Raw genomic sequence first — 335 nt, 5'->3', positions numbered from 1 at the left:
AGCGTATCGCGGTCGCTTGCTGACACGCTTTGCTCAGGAATACGGGCAATACGGGCCACCACCGTTTCAATGTCAGAGACGTTGATGGTTTTCTTGCGCTTACTGGCTGGCATCAGGCGCGCTCGCGCACCCGCTTCATCAATCACATCAATCGCCTTGTCAGGCAGATGACGGTCGTTGATATATTTCACCGCCAGTTCCACGGCTGCGCGCACCGCTTTCGCGGTATAGCGCACATCGTGATGCGCTTCGTACTTGGTCTTCAGGCCATTCAGGATCTGCACGGTCTCTTCTGGTGAAGGCTCCGTGATATCGATCTTCTGGAAGCGACGTGC

Annotated in this window: 1 pseudogene; it reads right to left on the bottom strand. The window is 55.8% G+C overall.

Annotated elements, in window-relative coordinates:
* A pseudogene (locus IU459_RS40335) lies at positions 1–335 on the bottom strand (hypothetical protein); the annotation flags it as partial.

Source organism: Nocardia amamiensis (assembly GCF_015477605.1).
In the GTDB taxonomy this organism is placed as follows: Bacteria; Actinomycetota; Actinomycetes; order Mycobacteriales; family Mycobacteriaceae; genus Nocardia; species Nocardia amamiensis_A.
Note: the sequence above shows the minus strand (reverse complement) of the source record. Positions and strands in the feature narration are given on the sequence as shown.